Here is a 19367-nt window from a genome sequence, read left to right as displayed (position 1 = left end):
TTCTTTTTCCTCCCACGGTAACTCGACTCTGTATCATTCATTACGCATTCAAGTTAATCAAAAAACTTATCAAATAATTTTTTTGCTCTCCCAATTACGCTCCCTTTTGATTCTGAAGGTGTAGCATATTCTTGCTTTTTATGTGTGGCTGCTGAAGATCCGACAACTGCATATTCAATAGGCTGCGTATTAGTACTTTTCCCATAAAAATCATCTTCTAAATAGGCGTAACGAATAAGTCCAACCGCTGTCGTAAATGAAGGCTCTCTAACGCCAATATAATCGGGTGTATAAATTCTAACACGGGTTTGCAGAATCTGACGTGCCAATTGAGCAATACCCTCAAGTTTTGCAACGCCACCAGTTAAAACAACACCACCCGGTAAATCTCGAACACCTAGACGTGCTAACTCGTCAATCACTAACTCAAATAGTTCTTCCAAGCGAGCGCCTATAATTTCTGATATATAGCGCTGGCTGTACTGATCTGTTGAATCTGTCCCGACAACCGGTACTTCAAAGAGTTCATCATCTGATGCGTCATCATAAAAGGCATGTCCAAATTGATGTTTTATTTGTTCTGCCTGTTCTGTTGGTGTTTTTAAAACTATCGAAATATCTTTCGTGATGTGATCGCCACCAATAGGAATGACACCCGTATGTGTCAACAGTCCCTCTTCGAATACTGTGATAGTAGTTGAACCGCCTCCTAAATCAACGAAAGCAGTACCTTGGTTTTTTTCATCCTCCGTTAATGCAAAAAAGCCTGCTGCTAATGGTTGCAAATATATTTCTCGAATACTTAAACCTGCACGTTCTACACAACGTAGAACATTGTGTAAAAGTGTCTTAGAGGTTGTAATCATTGTGGCATCCATTTCTAACCGGATACCAATCATACCTCGTGGATCTTTAATCTCATCTAAGTTATCGACAATAAATTGTCTTGGAATGATGTTAACTAATTCACGTTCAGGAGGTATTGACATGACTTGTGCAGATTCTACCACTCTATCTAAGTCATCATCTGTAATTTCTCTGTTTTCACTATTTACAGCGACAACACCTTTAACTAGCTGTAACATCGTCTGGTTTGCAGGAACACCTAAAACGACTTCATTAATTTGATATCCTGTCATTCGTTCGGCTTGTTCTATTGCTTTTCGAATCGATTGAACTGTTGCATCAATATCAACAATTGCACCTTTTCTAACTCCATTCGATTTTACATTTCCGACGCCAATTACATGTAATTGACCGTCGCCCATTTCACCTATTAATACCTTGACAGAGGATGATCCTATATCAAGAGAAATATATAAATCTTGCTGATTCAATTAGCTGCACCTCCTTGAAAAATGCTCTTATCCTCATTCTATTGTAAATTCAGCATAATGTCTAAGCAAATCGCGTATTTTGCTCAATTTTTCTCTAATTATATGGTATTTTTCCTTTTCTTGTGACGTTTTTCATCTATCTTAGTTAGTAAAATACGCCTAATTATTGCTATATTTTGGAACAAACGTACTCCAAAAGCAAAAATAGCTGCTAAATACAAGTCTATCCCTAAATACACACCTAAAAAGGCTAGTCCTGCTGCAAGAATTATATTAAAAAAGAATCCAGATACAAATACTTTATCGTCATATACTTGCTGCAGTTGAGCACGAATACCGCCAAATAATGTATCTAGGGCTGCTAAAACAGCTATCGACAGATAATTTTCATATATAGAGGGTATTTGAATATTTGTTAACAAGCCAAGGGCAAGTCCAAATATCAGACCTAAAAATGGTAGCCACATATATTATTCTCCTTTTTCCACCTCTGTTAAATAATCATTTGTCAATGGCTGATCAAATGCCGGGATTGTTAAATGCTCTGTCGGTTCCTCTATTATTAAATTAAAATTATCTAAATAAAAGGAATCGATAAATGTTGAGGCCTGTAATGAATTGTACATTTTTTGAGCTTCTTTAAAAGAGCTTGTCCCAATATAAATTTCAAAAGGTGGTGAGGACAGTGGTATACTGTTCACTGTAGTCTTTCCATTTATGTCTCGAATGGCTGTCGTATGGACAACACGATTTCCATCTATCGAAACACTCGCTGCATTGTTTTTAAACAGCGCATTCAATAATTGGGTTAGTAAATCAGGTGAAATTTCTTTGATTTCATAGCCCATTTCTATTAATTCGGGCGCTGGTTCAACACGAAGTACAACCCCTGGCCCTGTAACTTCTGTTAGCCCAGCTTGTAGCTTTAAACGATTCAATGTTTCATATAATGCTGACTGTAAATTTGCTTTCTCAGATTGCTCATAGCGACCCACTACTTCATTTAGTGAGCGAATTTCTGCTAATAATGTGGAATGCCTTTGCTTTTCTTCTGCTAATTCCTCTCTTATGGCCCAAATATCTCGTGTATCTCGCTCAGCTGGTTGCTTTATGGTATTGTATTGTACCGCTATCATCAAACCGATAATAAATAGCACGATCGTTATTCGGGTGTACATATTTTTTTTCAAAATAGCCCCTCCTAGACGTATCGTAACCCCCCACAGATTTACGCCTTGCCTTATATCTTGAATTATGCAAATGCATGTTACAATCTATAACTTACTTGGAGGCTATAACTAAGGTTTAGTTTGTAAATATTAACTGGAAATCATTTAACTTTCTACTATTACTTTTGGCATTAAAAGCTTTTGTTCTTCTTCTAATGACACAACAATATTGTCATTTACTAGTTGATCCACAATGCCACCATTTAAATTTAAGGAAGCCATCAATGTTGCTGAATCTCCTACAGCCTCAATAACAAATGGAGCTGGATGCTGCTTGCCGTCTATAGTAATGACTGGTCCATTACAACGAATATAAGAATTCGCCAAAACGCGTTGACCATTAATAGCAATTGCTTGAGCACCAGAAATTTTAAGCTCATTGAGTAATTTAAATACATGGCTTTCATGCACAATATAATCATTAGGATTAGCAGATTTCGGATCGTAATCACCGTCTTGAAGGGTAATACGTATCCCTTTTCCCTCTGCGTTTAAATCGCCTAGCAACAAGCGTAAATCCTCTGCTTCTTCAACCAGCTTTGTATAATCCTTTTTACTAGCAACAAATGATTTTTCATACTTGCGAATTTTTTCTTGTAAAGCAGTCAACTCTTCTGACAGTTCTTTATTGCGCTCTTGCTGTGCAATTAACTCCTCACGGTATGACTCTTCTTGCTCAAAAAGCTCTGCATCACTAGCACCTGCATGTCGATTATCTTTTGCCTGGTTGTACGAATAACCAACGATAAACCCCATTGTCACACAAACAATAAGCAACTCAAATTGTTTTCTTGAAATGAAATTTCCTTTGCTACTCTTTTTCTTGTTGTTCATCTTTTTTCACTTCCTGGTTGGCCGCATCTCCTTCTAAGTCAATGCTTTCTTGGTTGTACTCATCATTGAAAGATTTATAATACGAGCCGACCTCTAAATCGATAACACCCTTTTCTAAATTTGGGATTTGTGCCACGAGCGATGGGTAATGATTTAGCTTTTCTGCCAAAGTTTGAATAACAGCACGTACCTCATAGCCATCGTTCATATAAAGCTTAACTGCATTAGGATTTGACCCATCACTGTTAATATTGATTTGAGAAATTAATGCTAATACTTCTGGCTTTAATTGTGCTAATTGCTTAACAAGCTTCTTAATTGTCTTTTCGCCAGCTATGCCGATAAATACAGGTGCGTCAATCGGAATGTCATCTCCAGCTTGTTCAAAACGCTCGCCATTTTCAAGTAACGGATAATAAGTACCGTCACCGGCTAAGTACGCAACTTTTTTCCATTCTTTAATTTCAATCGTCACGCCTTGAAGCCAATCCCGTTTAACATGTGCATCTTTCACCCATTTATCCTTTAGTAATGATTTCTCTACATCTTCTACTTTAAATCCCCACATCGACTTTCCAGGTGCAAGAGTACTGGCTTGTACGTAGTATTGTGCATCTGCTAACTGAGCGCCGTTGACTGTTATTTTGTTGATTTTACTGTAAGGAGATTGAAAATAAAGGAGTACTGCTAACACGATAAAGAAAAGTAATATTAGCACTATAAATTTCCGATTTGTACGCTTTTTTCGTCGCTTTTTTAGCGTAGGTATGCGATCTTCTATATCAATTACTTTCTCCAAAAAGTACTCCTCCTTTATATTTATTTCGCTAATTGATAAATAATACCTATTATTAACCACATTGTTACTAAAGATGTTCCTCCGTAGCTAATAAACGGTAATGTAACACCTGTTACAGGAACTAAGCCAATCACTACTGCTATATTTAGAAATGCTTGTACGGTCAGCATTGTGACAAGTCCTATTATCGCGTAATAAGATGTTCTTGTTTTAGCCTGTACTGCGAATTTATAGCCTGTATAAATGATCAGTACAAAAAGCGCTAAAATAACTAGCCCACCTAGCAATCCTACCTCTTCTAGAATAATTGCGTAAATAAAGTCATTTTGTGGTTCAGGTAAATATAAAAACTTTTGCCTGCTTTGTCCAAAACCATGCCCAAAAATCCCAGCAGGACCTATAGCCATTAACGATTGTACAGCCTGAAAGCCACTTCCTAGAGGATCGACCCATGGATCAATGAATGCTTCAATTCTTTTTAGTCGGTATGGCGCTGTGACAATTAAGCCCACTAACCCAGCAATTCCAGCAACCATAAACATCGCATAAAGCTTTAAAGGATAACCTGCCACAAAAAACAATAAAAACACAGAAACAACTAGAATAAATACTGAACCAAAATCAGGCTGCAACATAATAAGTACAACAGGTAATAATAAGATCAATCCATGACGCCAATTAATAATCGGCTTACCCGTTTTATGTTGCGCTAAAATATGACTCAGGTACACAATGACTGTAATTTTCGTTAGCTCTGCAGGCTGGATTGTTAACGGTCCTACTCCAATCCAGCTTTGAGAACCATTTCGCACAAGTCCAATTCCTGGTATAAGTACAAGGACCAGCAAAATTAACGAAAATATATAGGCCATTTTCCAAAAGGACTGCTCTCTCAAAATATTTAATCGAATGGTGATTAAAAACACTACAATGGCAACGGCAAAGTACAGACTTTGCTTCATATAAAACGGCATTTTTCCACTATAATGAATGGCACTCCAATAGGTACCTGCAGAATAGACGAAAATAATGCCGATTATTGAAAGCAGCAATGTTGTGACGAGCAATAAATAGCTTTCTTTCCCTCTCAGTAATGCCATCCTTCCAAGTCAAGTATATTCTAAAATAGTTACAGGCTCATTACAGCTTCATTACAGCATCAATAAAAACGTCGCCTCTTATTTCAAAGCTGTCATATTGATCCCAGCTTGCACACGCTGGAGATAAGAGAATAACATCGCCTTCTGTCGACATCGGTGCCGCATAATGTACGGCATCCTCGACATTTTGAGCAATGACAGTTTGCTGTACACCACACGATTTTGCAAATTCTACAAATCGTAGACCTGTTTCTCCAAAGGCAACAACACCTTTTACATGGTTCATGCATGGACGTAATTCTTCAAACGAATGTCCTCGATCTAAACCACCTGCAAGTAAAATAACAGGTGCTTGGAAAGCATCTAAAGCACTTTTTGTAGCTAAGCAGTTTGTCGCCTTAGAGTCATTGTAAATTTTGCGTCCGTTCCATTCGCGCACAAACTGAGTACGGTGACGAACTCCTCCAAACTTAGCTAAAACTTCTTCCATTTTAGCTTTGTCACAGCCGACTAAAATACAAGCGGCTACAGCTGCTAAAATATTTTCTAAGTTATGCTTACCAGGCAAAGCGATATTTGCTCGATCTAGATATGGTTCACCTTGCCAGTAAATTGTTGTTTCATCTGCACTAATACCCTCTTCTGTACGCCCATTAGAACTAAATGGTACCTTTTTAGCATTGGATTTTGTTGCATAACCAACAACAATTGGCTGATCGGCATTGTAGATAAAATAATCGCTTTCATCTTGATTACGTGTGACACCAAATTTTGCTTCTGCATAGTTGTCAAATGTCCCATGATAATCAAGATGAGCATCATAAAGATTAGTTAAAATAGCGATTTTCGGCTTGAACGTCTCTATCCCCATTAATTGGAAAGAAGATAACTCCGTAACAATCACATGATCCTTCTGTGCTTCTCTTGCAACACCACATGCTACTGTCCCAATATTCCCTGCAATTAGCGGTGTTGGACCACCATTATTCAGCATATCAAAAATTAATGTTGTCGTTGTTGTTTTACCATTAGACCCTGTAATACCAATAAATGGCGCTTCACTAATTAAATAAGCAAGCTCAATTTCTGTCCATACGGGAATTTCACGGCTAATAGCATCTGCTACTATCTTGTTGCTATAAGGAATCCCTGGATTTTTCACAACTAATTCAAAGCCTTCATCCAGTAAATCCTCTGGGTGACGCCCACAAATAACTGTAATCCCCTTTTGCAATAAGCCTTGTGCATCTGGGCTTTCGTCAAATGGTTTTGAATCATTGACCGTCACAAAAGCGCCAAGCTCATGTAAAATCTCAGCTGCAGCCACACCACTTTTAGCTAGACCTAAAACAAGGACTTTTTTATGTTGTAAATCTGTATAGTTTCTCATTAGAACGCCTCCGATAAGACTGCAATCAATGCTACTGCTAATGCAGTTGACCAAAATACAAGTACTACCTTCCATTCTGACCAACCTGATAATTCAAAATGATGATGAATAGGACTCATTTTAAAGATTCGTTTTTTACGAAGTTTGAAGCTACCTACCTGTAAAATTACAGATAATGTTTCAATAACAAACACCAATCCAATTAGTAACAGTAAGAATTCTTCTTTTACTAAAACAGATACCATTGCTAAAGCTCCACCTAATGCCAACGAACCTGTATCTCCCATAAATACCTTTGCTGGATTCGCATTAAAAAGTAAAAATCCTAATAATGCACCTGTCACCGCAAATGCAAATAAGGCGATATCAGCTTGATCTTGGAATAGAGCAATAACTCCAAATGCCGCAAAGGCAATGGATGCAGTACCTGCCACAAGTCCATCTAATCCATCTGTTAAATTCACTGCATTCGAGAAGCCAACTAACCAGAAAATTAAAAAGGCTACATAGAAATTACCAAGATCAACCGTCCACTCAGTAAATGGTATAGCAAGTGTTGTATCAAACGATCCTACATGTAGTAAAAAATATGCTAGGACCGCAATGACAATTTGACCAACCAGCTTTTGAAGTGATGTTAGTCCTAAATTACGTTTAAAAACAACCTTTAAGCTATCATCTAACAAGCCGATTAATCCAAACCCTGCTAATACTAATAACAATACGACGGTTTGTGTTGTAAATAAATCTAAAAAGCTTCCTACACCAACAGTAGTAAGGATAATGGCAAGTAAGAAAATAATGCCGCCCATTGTTGGTGTACCAGCTTTTTTCATATGTGATTTTGGTCCTTCTTCACGAATGCTTTGACCGAACTTTAATCGGCGAAGAAGTGGAATACTAATTGGTGCCAGGATAACTGTTACTATAAAAGCAAGAGCTAAAATGGTAAGCGTTGTTGCGAGTTTCATTGATAAATCTCCTTTAAATCTTGTTTCACTTTCTTCTTCAAGAAAAAAGCACAAACTTTCATTTATTTATTACTACCCTTCATAATAATAGTGGTTCTTTCCCATTTTTTAAAGGTAAAGTTATATTAGTTCTCTAAATATAGATGAATGGTGCCATCTTGTTTAATAACACTATCCACTTCAGGCAGTTGATTGCCAATTTTAGTCCCTTCTCCATGCCATTCAATACGGAATGGATAATGTTGCTTGGCAATATCATCCTTCGTTTGACCAATAAAACTTGGTACCTTCACAGTGATTGGGTCACCCCAACGATAATCCTTTTCAAGCTGTTCCTTCGATTTTTCAATGCCAACAAAAGGTGCAACATCTTCAATAATTTGACCAACGATTGGAGCAGCTACAACACCACCAAACTGCGTTGTCTTTTTCGGGTTATCTACTGCTACATAAACGACGATTTGCGGATTATCCGCAGGAGCGAAGCCAATAAACGATACGATATATTCGCCATTTATATAACGGCTGTTCTCTACCTTTTGCGCTGTACCCGTTTTGCCGCCAATACGTAAACCGTCTCGATAGGCTTGACGTCCCGAGCCCTTTGCTACAACGGATTCCAAAGCACCTCGAACCTTCGCAGACGTCTCCTCTCGAATAACCTGTTTTTTAACTACCGGCTCAGTCTCTTGTATAACTTCTCCAGTATTCGGGTTAAAAACCTTCTTCACAACATATGGCGTATAAAGCTTACCCCCATTTACTGCTGCGGCTACGGCTTGCACTTGTTGTATGGGGGTAACAGCTACCCCTTGACCGAATGAAGTGGTTGCCTGCTCAACTGGTCCAAAGGCTTCTTTTGAAAATAAAATCCCAGAAGCTTCGCCTGCAATATTAGATCCAGTTTTTTGACCAAAACCAAAATCTTTAATATATTGCAGTAGTCTTTCATTACCAATTCGCTGCCCTAATTCAACGAAACCTGGGTTACAAGAGTTTTCTACAACTTCTAGGAAAGTTTCATGTCCATGACCACTACGCTTCCAGCAACGTAGTTTAGCTCCAGCAACCATTGTATAGCCCGGATCATAAAAAGTATCCTTCTCTAAATCTACTAAATTTTCTTCTAGTGCTGCACTGAGCGTTATAATTTTGAACGTCGATCCCGGCTCATATGTCATCCAAACTGGTAAATTCCGATTGTAGATAGCAGGCTCCACCAGTTGATATTCTGCCGGATGGAAGGTAGGATATGAGGCTAATGCTAAAATCTCGCCATTGTTTGGATTCATAGCAATCGCCAATGCTTGATCAGCTTCATAACGCTCCATCGCCTGTGACAATTCACGCTCGACAACCTGTTGTACATCTACATCTATCGTAAGCTCGATTGTCGCGCCATCTTCACCAGCTTTCCAAGCGCTTGCTACGTTCTGTAAATTATTCCCTTTCGCATCTGTAAAGAGCCGTATTGCCGAAGAATTAGCCTGTAACAGCTTATTGTATTCATATTCAATTCCTGCTAAACCTTGTGCATCATAGCCTGTGAAACCTAAAAAACGGGATAGTAAGGTACCATATGGATAATCCCTTGAATAATCAACACCACTATATAATCCGTCAATCTGCATCCCTTGTAACTGCACTGCTTTCTCATAGGAAATGTTTTTCCCTTCAGGTGCCAGCTTTACTAAGTATTCTTTTTTCTTCATTTTTGCCAATAACTTTTGTTCATCTACCCCTAAAACTTGTGCAATTTTTGCTGCTGCCCCTTCAATATCCTTACTTTGAGAAGGCATAAAATATAAAGTTGGCGCAAGCTTATTGGTAACAATATTTTTCCCATCACGGTCTGTAATATGCCCTCGCTCATTGGCAAATGGAATTTCTCGGTCCCAGTTCTCTTCAGCTTTCTTGGTCAGTTCTTTTTGATCTAATACTTGCAAGAATAAAAGCCTAATGACAATCGCAGCTGCTACAAACATAAACAATACGTATAAAATACGCAATCGCTTTTTGGAATGGATAGAAATCCACTTCATTCGACATCACACCTTGTTTTTTACAACGTATGAAATAAAGTGGACTTCTATTCAGTATCTATTCATCATCTATTTGTTCAATATCGCCCTCAGATGGGGTCTCTACATCTTTTTTAAAGCTTTCGGCTGGTGTTTTCAGCTTCACGACAATCGGTGATTTATCTGAAATTACGGTACCTGCCGATACGCTCTGACTAGCTACAAAGCCCTCTCCAACGACTTCAATTTCTAAATTTGCCATTGATTTAAAGACAAGTACATTTCGCAATGACCAATCGGTGAAGTCTGGCAGTGTCACATCACCTTCTGTCTTTAAAAACACAAGGTTCCCTTTAACAAGTTTTTGAGGACCTTTTGGATACTGGTCAATTATTTTGCCGCCACCACCAACAATAACTGGCTGTAGACCATCATTTGCAAGCTCTACTTGAGTAGCCTCAGCACTTTGACCTGTGTAATCCTGTATTGTTGCATTGTTAACATGCTGTACATCTTCAGGATTAATGTTTAAGTACTTTAAACTATTTAACATAACTGGGTTAAATACTTTTGAAACTGGTACAGAACCAAGTTCACCCTTTAATTTTGGTCTTTTTACTGAGACATACATAATGAGCTGTGGATCATCTACAGGAGCCATTCCTAGGAATGAATACAGGAATTCGTCTGAACCCCACGAATATCTACCATTTCCTAATGGAATTTGGGCAGTACCTGTTTTCCCTGCAACTTGATAATCTTCAAGTATAAAATCCTTCGCTGTCCCATATTTTGCTGTTAATGTAGACGCAAGAATTTCACGTACTTGTTTTGCTGTATCCGCTTTAATCGGCTTTCCCTTTTCAATAGGCTCATGATTTTGAATGGTTTTTCCTGTTGATGAGTCTACAATACGATCAATCACATATGGCTGCATCATCTTTCCGTCATTCGCAATTGCCGTCATTGCTTGAATAAGCTGTATAGGTGTTACGGTAGAACCTTGACCATAAGTCGTTGTAACACGTTGAATAGGATATTGCGATAAAATCGTACCTGTCGCTTCATTTGGCAAATCAATGCCTGTTTTGTGACCAAAACCAAAGCGATCTAAATATTCAATAAAGACATCATCACCAATAAGTTTTAACAAATTTGCCATCGCTGTATTTGATGAACGCTGGAAACCTTCTAGATAAGTAATTGGCCCCCAACCGACTCCGTTATGATCTCGAATTGTACGATCAAGCACTTTATAACTACCTGACATATACGTTGCATTTGGTTGCCATACTCCAGTATCAATAGCTGAGGCGAGCGTAAATGTTTTCATCGTTGAACCCGGCTCAATGGTTTCCTCAATAACTTCATTTAACCACTTCACATTTGTGCCTTCACGTGTATCAGGATTAAATGTGGGGCGTTGAGACATTGCTAGGATTTTTCCTGTTTTCGGATCTGCCACAACAGCCGTCATGGATTCAGGGTTGTATTCCTTTTCCACCTGCGTCATCGCTTCCTCTAAAAAGCTTTGAATGGTTTTATCAAGAGTTAAATAAATATCGTCGCCATTCTTCGCAGGTGTGATCATTTTCTCGCTATTCGGCAATAGATAACTGAAGGCATCTGTTTCGTATTCAACCTTACCGTCTTTTCCAGTTAGCTCTTTATTGTAGGTGTATTCAAGACCCATCTTACCTTTTGTCGTGAACGTTCCATCTTTATTTCCCTCTTTTACTGCAAAGCCAATTAAGTGCGAGGCAAAAATACCATTTGGATAATAACGTTTTAAATCTTTCACAAATAAAATCCCTGGTAATTCTTCTTCTTTGATTTTACTCATTACCTCATGACTAATTCCACGACCTACACTACCAAATTCAACTTGATAAGGCTTTTCGCCATTAGCATTTTCCTTAGTAAGCTGTTTATATATTTTTTCTTCGTCTGAATTAGGAAGATTCTCTGCTAATATTTTTGCAGTTTTTTCAGGATCTACTACATGCCGAGGGTTTTTTGGATCCGTCGTGGCTTTGTCACTTACAATTGCAATCAATCGATAGCTAAGTGTGTCCTCAGCAATGACTTGACCGTTGTGATCGTAAATTTTCCCACGACTTGCTGTAATGGCACTTTCTTTGCTATATTTTGCAGCTGCCCTAGCCGCAAGCTCCTGACCTTCCGCTTCACCAGTTGCCTGTAACGTAACCATTCTCGTGAACAATAGAAAAAAGAGCCCTCCATAAAAAATTAATAATAGAAAGGCTCCCCATTGGAATCGAAATCTCTTTTTTTTCATTCTCCCGGCACTACCTTTACATTTTTCTCATTTTGAGTTAAACCGAGTTCTTTAGCTTTTTTCCATATGTTTTCGTACGTAGAAAGTTCACTTACACGAACTGTCAAGTCAACATTCTGTTTCGCAATCTCATCTGCTTCAGCTTCGATTTTTTGAATGTCCATGCTTGTCGTTTGAATTGCTGCTTGCTTATTTAAAACCAGTACTGATAATACAGCAATCATACCAATTAAAATAATTAGCATTGTCTTTTCAAACTTCTGGTTCGTTTTTTTACGACGTATGATAGTGGGTTGTGGACTAGGTGGTGTTATCGGTTGTTGCACATGTTGTTGGTGCTGCCTTACACGAACTGCTGCCATTTACTCACGCCCTTTGTCGTTAATTTTCTCTACCACTCTAAGCTTTGCTGAACGAGCACGATTGTTTACTGCCAATTCTTCATCAGAAGGAACAATCGGCTTTCTCGTGATAAGCTTTAAAGTTGGCTTCATGTCATCAGGAATTACTGGTAAATTCGGTGGTAATTCCGGTAATGATGACGCTTCCTTAAAAATAGTCTTGCATAGGCGGTCCTCCAATGAATGGAACGTAATGACACTAATGCGTCCACCTACGTTTATCATATCAATCGCATCGACTAATGAATCCTCTGCTGCGCCTAGCTCATCGTTAACAGCAATTCGTATTGCTTGGAATATGCGCTTCGCTGGATGTCCACCTTTTCGGCGAGCCGCTGCTGGGATACCCTCTTTAATAAGTTCTACAAGTTGTCCAGTTGTTTCAATCGGCGCCATCTTTCGCGCCTCTTCAATTTTACGAGCAACTTGCTTTGAAAATTTTTCTTCTCCATAACGGAAAAATATACGCACTAAATCTTCATATGCCCATTCATTTACGACATGAAATGCTGTAAGTGATGCCGTTTGATCCATGCGCATATCTAGAGGTGCATCATGATGATAACTAAAACCTCGTTCTGGTGTATCTAACTGTGGTGATGAAACACCTAAATCATATAAAATGCCATCAACTTGCTCGATACCAAGAGCTAATAACTCTTCTTTTAAATAACGGAAATTCGAGTGGACAAATGTCACGCGCTCAATATATGGCGCCAATCGAACTTTAGCATTGTTAATAGCTATCGTATCTTGATCAAAGCAAATTAAACGACCTTTTTCAGATAATTGTTGTACTAAATATTCACTGTGTCCTGCCCCACCTAACGTACAGTCCACATATACACCATCAGGATCGATGTTCAACCCATCAACTGTTTCTTTTAATAACACGGTTGTATGATCGAACATACCACTCGCTCCCCTCAGGCCTTAACTTCATATTACAGCAGACACTTAAGCGTCTAATAAGTTAAAAATCAAAGCCAATCATATTTTCTGCAATTTCATTAAAGGATTGTTCAGACTCACTAAAGTAAGCCTCCCAAGCATCTTTTGCCCATATTTCAATTCGATTCGAAACCCCTAACACTACACATTCTTTCACAAGATGTGCATGCTGCATAAGAGTTGAAGGAATATTAATGCGCCCCTGCTTGTCTATCTCTACTTCCGTTGCTCCAGAAAAGAAAAACCTTGCAAATGCACGTGTGTCCTTTTTGGTCATCGGTAAGCCCTTTAATTTTTCTTCGAGTTTTCGCCATTCATCCATAGGATAGCCAAATAAACAATTATCAAGTCCGCGTGTTACAACAAACGTTTCACCTAAGGCTTCACGAAATTTTGCGGGTACGATTAATCGTCCTTTCGCATCAACAGAGTGTTGATATTCTCCCATGAACATGCTATTCACCCCACTTTATTAAATAATGTACCACATCCCCCCACTTTCCTCCACTTTTTTTAAAAAAAACTTGACATTTAAATATTTAATATGAAATTAGACCTTAAATTCAATATCCCACCCGTGCTAAATGACATAACAAAAGAGCTACCCTTAGTAGGATAGCTCACCATTTATTATTAATATATGACACTGCTCATCAAATCTATATTGTATTAAATCATTATTTAGGTATAAAGATACACTATTTTGAATTTATAAGTAAAGTATATAGTGATGGTTTCCAATGTTATAATTTTGCTTCAGCATTTCAGTAATTAACATAGGTCCAAACTCATTGAAATATTGATAAGGATTATAAGTTCTTTCCTGCAATCCCTCATTTGGATATAACTCATTGTTTAGCGTCATAAACTTTCGAATTGTCGTTTCATGCTTGTTAAGTACTGTTTGTTCAACCTTTTGCTGTAAATACTCAAATTGCTTAAGATGATTCTCTTTATTTTTCCCAAGTATTTTATCTAACGGAAGATGTTGCTCTTCTAAATAAGATCGAAGCTCATCATATTTTTCTAAAAGCATCTGTTGCATCATTTGAATTTGACGCTTCGCTTCAGTATCTTGTACTTCAGCAACAAACTGTTCTTTAAGTTGCAATGCTTTCCCATCCCACACATCAGCAACATTCAAATGATGTTCACGCAATAGTTGTTCTACATGACGTGTGACAATCGTGATATGAAGACGCGGAGCAAAAATAGGCATTTGTAATCCTAATACCGAAAACGCATCCTTCAATGTTGCCCAGTACGCAAGTTCTCCTGGCCCACCCACAAATGCAAGCACAGGTAAAGTCATCTCCTGCATTAATGGTCTTGTTACAACATTATTACTTAATTGCTCAGGATGCTTGTTAGCAATTTCTAAAAGTTCTTCACGCGACATCTTAATATTTGCAGCTAAATTAACAAATAGCTGATTCTTTCTCTCCAATAGATGCCGTTCCCCATCTTCTACAAAAAATAGATTGGCCGCTTCATCTGTTGCCAATATAGGATTACCATAACCCGCACTTGCTAGCTGAGCTTCCTTCTCCGTTACTACCCTAGCAATTTCTTCATTATTACGAATGATGTGGGTAAAATTTTCACTCTCAGATCGACGGAATTTAAAGTCTGCCGCATCAATCATTAGTAAACCTTCATCTTCAAACAGTTGGTTCATGAGTCGCGCAAAGAAGTCCGTAAATGTTTCACTCTTATTCAGAGTATCCACTAATTGTTTAATAAGTATTTCAGTGAATTCTGTTTCACCAATATCTTTCACAATTGTATTTAACAATTGTGTCATAGATTCTTTGTTTATACTTGTTACAGAAGCCATTGTTTTACGTCTTGAACGTTCACTGTACGCTCTTTTTTTAATGTCAGCGCCATGGACTGTATACGTATGGTTAATTTCCTCTAAATCATGATCCTCTCCAGCTATCCAAAAAACAGGAACAACTGGTCGCTGAAGCTTCACACTTTGCTCTTTCGCTAATGTAATGACCGAAATCGCCTTATGCACCGAGTAAAGAGGGCCAGTTAATATACCCGCTTGTTGTCCACCGACAACCGCAACAGCTCCTTGCTCTAGCTGCTGTAAATGTTCATTCGCTTTCTTTGAAATACCAAGCGGCTCCATAAATTGACGGATGATGGCCGTTAATTCTTTTTGATCACGCGCATGCTCATCTAAGTATTGCGCTCGTTTTTCAAAAGATTTATCGTTATATTCATATTCAAAAAACTCATGGATAGCAGTATTTGGCGACCAATAATCTGCTAGCAAACGATTTTTTATGGGTACTCGGATTGACTCCAGTTTCATTTAACACAAACTCCTCTACTCACTAAATCATCTTCTTACTCTAAATAGGCTCATTATCATAACGCGTGGTTGATTTCCGTTCCGACTAGGCGCTTTCCTAGGGGCGTCCAATGAGCCGCTCAGGCCTACACGATGGAGGACACGAAGGCGTTATCACAGGACGTGATGCTCTTAGCCTTCGTTCCTCTACCGCTGATCCCCAAGGAGTCGCACAGTCTCCACACTCCAACCAACCAACTTATATTCCAGGTATACGTATCAACAAATGTCATGCACAACTTTTGGTGATAAGCCTCTTAACAAGCAAATTTGAAATAAATTCTTATAATATTTACTATTATGCGATTTACCCTTAGTATGTTATCAAACGCTAAAGTACATTGGAATTTATTTAATATTTTTTGCACATATAGAGTTATTACTAAAAACAATTTATAATGCTATCATTTTAACGCTTATGGCTTCAACATGAAAAGAAAATGCTTAGACAGCCTGTAAATATTCAATTACCGATTGAATAACACCTATTATACAAACAACAATATAGGCCGTACTTAGTACTAAAAATTGAAAGCGCCAAATTTTCCTAAGTAGCGATTTCACTTCAATCTCTTTTTTTGTTCGCCAATCAATATATGTAAAAACCATTGCCATCATTATCGCTAGCGTTACTAACAGAGCGCTAACATTAATATTCCATAGTACATCAATCGCTAGTGGTACTGAAAAAAACAAACACAATGTCGTCACGTCCGATGCTGCTCCAAAAGCATGAGTGCCTCGAAATTTAACCTTTCGACTAATTAAATAGACAATCATAAACAGGAGGATTGGACAAAAAATAACGACACTAATAACAATATGTAAAAAATCTTTCAACGTCTTTCACCGCTCTCCTCTATTGCAAGTACTTGGTGATATAAAGTACGTAAAGTAGGCAAATTACGACCGCCCGCTAGAGCTTTTTCTAGTATTACTCCAACAATCGTGTCAATTTCACTTTTTCTTCCTTGCATCCGATCCGCTAACATAGAGGATGTATTACTCGCTGTTTTTTCACATAAGTCTATCACTCCCAAAAAAGGTATAGCTTGTTCTAGACCTTCAAAAGCAGCTGTTAACTCTTGATAGATAGTTTGCATTAATAAAAATGCTTGCTTATTCGTTACTAACTCTCCATTCTTCACTTGTAAAACAGCCGTTAATGGATTAATCAAGCAATTGAATACAGCTTTCTCAAATAGCATTTGTTCAGCATTAACAGCCAATTCAACTGGATAAAAAGAATTTCCAAGTTGTAGCAACTCGTTAAATGCATCACTACTCCCTCGCTCTATCGCGATTTTACAAGCCCCTACACCTCTATGTCGTACGGTTGACTGATTTATCATTTGAGCACCAAATGACACAGCACAAAAAGCTATATTTTTTTGCGGTAAATGTAGTGCTTCATCGAAATGCGCTAAACCATTTTGCATAAACAGCAACGGTACTGAACTTGGTAATGAAGACAATTGTTCATAAAGCTTTTGTAATTGACCATATTTAACCGCAATTACTATTAAATCATGCTGTTGCAACTCTTCTATTTTCGTAGTTGAAGCAACCTTTTGAACCGTTTTCGTTCCATCAACATTCACTCGTGTTAAATACTTTGCATTAAGTTCATCCGCTTGTCCTTGCCTTCTTGCCACCAATGTCACAGAGATACCAGATTCAACTAAAAAACTTGCCGTTAACTGTCCTACAGCCCCAGCACCAATAATCGCTACATTCACAACACTCTACACCTCCCACATTTACAAATAGACACACTAAATAAAAGAACACCCTACTAAACAGCCCTATCATAAACGATCGTGACTGTCACTGTCTTTGCCCTCTCTACAGAAGGAGGTGCCTTAGATTTATTTCTAAGGCACCTCCTATGCAGGTTCTTTTATTATACACCAATCAAGCTTTTATGGTCAGTCAATGCGGGATAAATAATTGTCGAAACACTTAGCGTAGGATTATGTTTTCATTCAAGTTTAAACTCTTTCTAAGTAACTTACTCTACAGCACTTTTAACTTTCAATAGTTGCTACCTCATTTTAATCTTTCATTAAAGAATATCCTTGTTGCAACCACTTCACTAGTTTTTCATGCTCATTTTGTAATTCACGGTGCCTCATTTCAAGACTTTGATAGGCCTCTGTTAATTCATCAAAACTTGTCAATGCCAATTTCAAATGGCTACGCATAGATTGTTGCGGTTGATTGCGTACAGCTAGTAGTGACTGACTATATTGACCACGCAACGTTTTATTCCAACGGAAACCACATGCTTGTTTTGTACGACCTAGTTCAACAGCTGCCAATTCAAAAGCTTCTAGCTGCGTTTTGCCATTTTGCACATTATGCAACACAATTTCTGCTAATCTTTCATCGTCTTCCTTTGTCCATTGATCTTTTCTTTTTTTCAATTCCATAATCTATCACCCTCGCATTTTTTACTACTATATGCATGAGCGAGCAAAATAGAATCACTGAAATCAATTTCGCCTTGATGTTAAAAAAGACAGCGATTAGGTTTTGCTATAATCACTGTCGTTATACATTATTTATTGTTCTTCTTTGTTAGGAAATTAGCAACTGCCTCGTGATGAGCTTCACTTTCCCACAATTTTGCACATGTTCGAACTTCCTCCATAACACGCTCATACATATTACGCTCACGCCACTTACGAAGCTCAATTTCTTTATAGGCCTTATGAACAGAAGGATGAATTTTACGCATATGTTCAATAAAATCATTCAACGCCTCTTCTTTTGAACCTTCAAAAACACGCATTGCCCAACCAATTTCATATAGTAATTGCGCTGGATAAGGCTTCGCATCGACCAGCATCTTCATCGCACGATCATGGCGTAACCCTCGTTCGAATAAGTACGTGCCGCCACCCCAGCCGCTCGTTATTGCTAATGTCCCTTGTATAAAACCACACTTCGCATGACTTGCCACTAGACGAAAATCGCAAGCTGTCGCAATCTCACAGCCTCCACCAACTGCTGTTCCATTTATCAATGCAATCGTCGGCACAGGCAATGTTGCAAGGTCATATAGTATTTCGCCCATCTTACCTAACATCCCAAACGCCTCATCCTCAGTTTCAAGCGAATGGAATTCAGATAAATCTCCACCCGAGCAAAATGATTTATCCCCCGTACCCGTCACGACTAAAAAACGCACATCATCATGATTCCGAATATATGTAATGACTTCTTGAAGACCATCCATCACCTCATCGTTGACAGCATTTCTCTTTTCCTCTCGATTAATCGTAAAAGTCATGATACCTTCTTTGTTATCAATTATATAAGCCATACTATTTCCCCCTTTGTCCCATTGGATAGATTGTATCATACAATTATTATAGTACTATATATCTTTTCGTCATTGACGAAAGATTCCGTCTTTTTGAACTAACAAAAAGACTAGTAAAGAGCCATGGTCTCTCTACTAGCCTTTTAAGTGAGCAAACACTGTATTATTTGCTTACTACTTCTTTACCTTTGTATTGTCCGCAAGCTTTGCAAACACGGTGTGATAATTTTGCTTCACCACAGTTTGGGCAAGCTACCATACCAGGTACAGATAGTTTGAAATGCGTACGACGCTTTCTTTTTGCAGTTTTAGAAGTTCTTCTAAATGGTACAGCCATTGATG

General features: G+C 38.2%; 20 protein-coding genes. All 20 read right to left on the bottom strand.

Annotation, left to right across the window (positions count from 1 at the left end):
- Positions 1–53: 53 nt before the first annotated feature.
- Entirely contained in the window at positions 54–1337 is a 1284-nt protein-coding gene (gene ftsA, locus ACVWXS_RS14335; RefSeq protein WP_456958702.1) for a cell division protein FtsA, read from the bottom strand.
- A 98-nt stretch (positions 1338–1435) separates the two neighbouring features.
- On the bottom strand, positions 1436–1804 hold the full coding sequence (locus ACVWXS_RS14330; RefSeq protein WP_423490715.1) for a small basic family protein: 369 nt from the start codon (positions 1802–1804) through the stop codon (positions 1436–1438).
- A gap of 3 nt (positions 1805–1807) precedes the next feature.
- Positions 1808–2527 carry a DUF881 domain-containing protein gene (locus tag ACVWXS_RS14325; RefSeq protein ID WP_374963585.1) on the bottom strand — a complete coding sequence of 240 codons (720 nt, stop codon included), beginning with the start codon at positions 2525–2527 and terminating at the stop codon, positions 1808–1810.
- A gap of 144 nt (positions 2528–2671) precedes the next feature.
- A complete protein-coding gene (locus tag ACVWXS_RS14320) occupies positions 2672–3400 on the bottom strand; it encodes a DUF881 domain-containing protein (RefSeq protein WP_456958701.1) in 729 nt (242 codons plus the stop codon).
- A complete protein-coding gene (locus ACVWXS_RS14315) occupies positions 3378–4199 on the bottom strand; it encodes a cell division protein FtsQ/DivIB (protein WP_368635541.1) in 822 nt (273 codons plus the stop codon). Before ACVWXS_RS14315 ends, ACVWXS_RS14320 begins: the two co-directional genes overlap by 23 nt.
- Before the next feature lie 20 nt (positions 4200–4219).
- On the bottom strand, positions 4220–5299 hold the full coding sequence (gene ftsW, locus ACVWXS_RS14310; RefSeq protein ID WP_368635542.1) for a putative lipid II flippase FtsW: 1080 nt from the start codon (positions 5297–5299) through the stop codon (positions 4220–4222).
- Positions 5300–5339: 40 nt separating this feature from the next.
- On the bottom strand, positions 5340–6689 hold the full coding sequence (gene murD, locus ACVWXS_RS14305; protein WP_402984096.1) for a UDP-N-acetylmuramoyl-L-alanine--D-glutamate ligase: 1350 nt from the start codon (positions 6687–6689) through the stop codon (positions 5340–5342).
- On the bottom strand, positions 6689–7660 hold the full coding sequence (gene mraY, locus ACVWXS_RS14300; protein WP_368635544.1) for a phospho-N-acetylmuramoyl-pentapeptide-transferase: 972 nt from the start codon (positions 7658–7660) through the stop codon (positions 6689–6691). The genes murD and mraY overlap by 1 nt, the downstream gene beginning before the upstream one ends.
- A 125-nt stretch (positions 7661–7785) precedes the next feature.
- Complete coding sequence (locus ACVWXS_RS14295; RefSeq protein WP_456958700.1) at positions 7786–9702, bottom strand: stage V sporulation protein D; 1917 nt, start codon at positions 9700–9702, stop codon at positions 7786–7788.
- 58 nt (positions 9703–9760) lie between these two features.
- Positions 9761–11980 carry a penicillin-binding protein gene (locus tag ACVWXS_RS14290; RefSeq protein WP_456958698.1) on the bottom strand — a complete coding sequence of 740 codons (2220 nt, stop codon included), beginning with the start codon at positions 11978–11980 and terminating at the stop codon, positions 9761–9763.
- Positions 11977–12342, bottom strand: coding sequence for a cell division protein FtsL (ftsL, locus tag ACVWXS_RS14285; RefSeq protein WP_368635547.1), 366 nt, complete (start codon positions 12340–12342; stop codon positions 11977–11979). Before ftsL ends, ACVWXS_RS14290 begins: the two co-directional genes overlap by 4 nt.
- A complete protein-coding gene (rsmH, locus tag ACVWXS_RS14280) occupies positions 12343–13293 on the bottom strand; it encodes a 16S rRNA (cytosine(1402)-N(4))-methyltransferase RsmH (protein WP_368635548.1) in 951 nt (316 codons plus the stop codon).
- A 61-nt stretch (positions 13294–13354) separates the two neighbouring features.
- Positions 13355–13786 (bottom strand): division/cell wall cluster transcriptional repressor MraZ, encoded by a 432-nt coding sequence (mraZ, locus tag ACVWXS_RS14275; RefSeq protein ID WP_402984085.1) that lies wholly within the window; start codon positions 13784–13786, stop codon positions 13355–13357.
- Positions 13787–14041: 255 nt separating this feature from the next.
- Positions 14042–15658, bottom strand: coding sequence for a bacillithiol biosynthesis cysteine-adding enzyme BshC (gene bshC / locus ACVWXS_RS14270; protein WP_456958696.1), 1617 nt, complete (start codon positions 15656–15658; stop codon positions 14042–14044).
- A gap of 125 nt (positions 15659–15783) precedes the next feature.
- Positions 15784–15930, bottom strand: coding sequence for a hypothetical protein (locus ACVWXS_RS14265; RefSeq protein WP_456958694.1), 147 nt, complete (start codon positions 15928–15930; stop codon positions 15784–15786).
- A gap of 211 nt (positions 15931–16141) precedes the next feature.
- Positions 16142–16537, bottom strand: coding sequence for a DUF3397 domain-containing protein (locus tag ACVWXS_RS14260; protein ID WP_368635551.1), 396 nt, complete (start codon positions 16535–16537; stop codon positions 16142–16144).
- Complete coding sequence (locus ACVWXS_RS14255) at positions 16534–17436, bottom strand: ketopantoate reductase family protein (RefSeq protein WP_456958692.1); 903 nt, start codon at positions 17434–17436, stop codon at positions 16534–16536. The genes ACVWXS_RS14260 and ACVWXS_RS14255 overlap by 4 nt, the downstream gene beginning before the upstream one ends.
- Before the next feature lie 315 nt (positions 17437–17751).
- Entirely contained in the window at positions 17752–18129 is a 378-nt protein-coding gene (locus tag ACVWXS_RS14250) for a transcriptional regulator (RefSeq protein ID WP_368635553.1), read from the bottom strand.
- A 128-nt stretch (positions 18130–18257) separates the two neighbouring features.
- A complete protein-coding gene (locus tag ACVWXS_RS14245; RefSeq protein WP_402984075.1) occupies positions 18258–19025 on the bottom strand; it encodes an enoyl-CoA hydratase/isomerase family protein in 768 nt (255 codons plus the stop codon).
- A gap of 163 nt (positions 19026–19188) precedes the next feature.
- Positions 19189–19362, bottom strand: a complete 174-nt coding sequence (gene rpmF, locus ACVWXS_RS14240; RefSeq protein ID WP_010858320.1) for a 50S ribosomal protein L32 — start codon at positions 19360–19362, stop codon at positions 19189–19191.
- Positions 19363–19367: the final 5 nt, after the last annotated feature.

It is taken from the genome of Lysinibacillus sp. TE18511 (assembly GCF_054062295.1).
Note: the sequence above shows the minus strand (reverse complement) of the source record. Positions and strands in the feature narration are given on the sequence as shown.

Coding starts and splice junctions, on each gene's coding strand:
- ACVWXS_RS14330 (WP_423490715.1), bottom strand. CDS start 1,804: ATGTGGCTACCATTTTTAGGTCTGATATTTGGACTTGCCCTTGGCTTG.
- ACVWXS_RS14320 (WP_456958701.1), bottom strand. CDS start 3,400: ATGAACAACAAGAAAAAGAGTAGCAAAGGAAATTTCATTTCAAGAAAA.
- ftsW (WP_368635542.1), bottom strand. CDS start 5,299: ATGGCATTACTGAGAGGGAAAGAAAGCTATTTATTGCTCGTCACAACA.
- murD (WP_402984096.1), bottom strand. CDS start 6,689: ATGAGAAACTATACAGATTTACAACATAAAAAAGTCCTTGTTTTAGGT.
- mraY (WP_368635544.1), bottom strand. CDS start 7,660: ATGAAACTCGCAACAACGCTTACCATTTTAGCTCTTGCTTTTATAGTA.
- ACVWXS_RS14295 (WP_456958700.1), bottom strand. CDS start 9,702: ATGAAGTGGATTTCTATCCATTCCAAAAAGCGATTGCGTATTTTATAC.
- ACVWXS_RS14290 (WP_456958698.1), bottom strand. CDS start 11,980: ATGAAAAAAAAGAGATTTCGATTCCAATGGGGAGCCTTTCTATTATTA.
- ftsL (WP_368635547.1), bottom strand. CDS start 12,342: ATGGCAGCAGTTCGTGTAAGGCAGCACCAACAACATGTGCAACAACCG.
- rsmH (WP_368635548.1), bottom strand. CDS start 13,293: ATGTTCGATCATACAACCGTGTTATTAAAAGAAACAGTTGATGGGTTG.
- mraZ (WP_402984085.1), bottom strand. CDS start 13,786: ATGTTCATGGGAGAATATCAACACTCTGTTGATGCGAAAGGACGATTA.
- bshC (WP_456958696.1), bottom strand. CDS start 15,658: ATGAAACTGGAGTCAATCCGAGTACCCATAAAAAATCGTTTGCTAGCA.
- ACVWXS_RS14265 (WP_456958694.1), bottom strand. CDS start 15,930: ATGACATTTGTTGATACGTATACCTGGAATATAAGTTGGTTGGTTGGA.
- ACVWXS_RS14250 (WP_368635553.1), bottom strand. CDS start 18,129: ATGGAATTGAAAAAAAGAAAAGATCAATGGACAAAGGAAGACGATGAA.
- ACVWXS_RS14245 (WP_402984075.1), bottom strand. CDS start 19,025: ATGGCTTATATAATTGATAACAAAGAAGGTATCATGACTTTTACGATT.
- rpmF (WP_010858320.1), bottom strand. CDS start 19,362: ATGGCTGTACCATTTAGAAGAACTTCTAAAACTGCAAAAAGAAAGCGT.